General features: G+C 31.6%; 1 protein-coding gene. It reads right to left on the bottom strand.

Features of this window, described 5'->3' with window-relative positions:
* The coding region (locus SB719_RS19135; RefSeq protein ID WP_412159600.1) for a DUF2785 domain-containing protein at positions 1-380 on the bottom strand (380 nt) is incomplete at both ends.

The raw sequence follows: 380 nt of genomic DNA, 5'->3' as shown, positions 1-380 counted from the left end.
CATACTCGTATACGTGTACTTTATTTATAATGATAGTTAAAATGTTTTTGTATGCACCTTGATCAAGTTTATGACTTTTTACTAACTCATCTAAAACATCGGCACCGTGCGCTATACTATGTGCCCAGCCTTTATCTTTTACATAGCCTCTCAGATCTTGCTCCATCAACATATACTTCAAAAGACAATCTTTGACCAATAATACAGTGTCCTGTGATAGAAAATCTTTTCGATTATCTGCATCAAGAATTAAAGCAATCAAAAGTGTACTAAATGAACGAGTAAACACTGAATCGTCTTCTTTTAATCTAATTCCCTTAAATAAATATTTATCATCTAAGATAGTTGCCAACATTTGTTTTAGATGACTTTGACTTAAA

Origin of the sequence: Pantoea sp. SIMBA_079 (assembly GCF_046940275.1) — a bacterium.
Lineage (GTDB): Bacteria > Pseudomonadota > Gammaproteobacteria > Enterobacterales > Enterobacteriaceae > Pantoea > Pantoea borealis.
The sequence above is the reverse complement of the archived record's forward strand: the minus strand, read 5'-3'. Positions and strand labels throughout refer to the sequence as shown.